1 protein-coding gene is annotated in these 294 nt (G+C 33.7%); it reads left to right on the top strand.

The window, feature by feature from the left end; genetic code table 11:
- On the top strand, positions 1 to 294 hold a 294-nt coding region (locus PZH32_RS13335), incomplete at both ends, for a M56 family metallopeptidase (protein WP_275208732.1).

Genomic DNA, 294 nt, shown 5'->3' with positions numbered 1-294 from the left:
AAAGATATTCTAATTGGATATTTGATAAATACAGTAAATGTTTTCTACTGGTTCAATCCCCTAATCTGGTATTTTCTAAAAAGAATACGGCAGGAACGGGAACTTGCCTGCGACAGTGCTGTATTACAATTATTGAAAGAAACAGAATACAAGTCATATGGAAATACACTGATTAACTTTGCCGAAACAATAGCTCTGTCTCCATTCCCTCTTACTATGGAAATCAGCGGAAATATAAAACAGTTAAAAGGACGCATTTTAAATATTGCATCATTCCACCAACCTACTTTTAAA

Source organism: Adlercreutzia equolifaciens (assembly GCF_029076695.1).
GTDB lineage: Bacteria > Actinomycetota > Coriobacteriia > Coriobacteriales > Eggerthellaceae > Adlercreutzia > Adlercreutzia equolifaciens_A.
The sequence above is the reverse complement of the archived record's forward strand: the minus strand, read 5'-3'. Positions and strand labels throughout refer to the sequence as shown.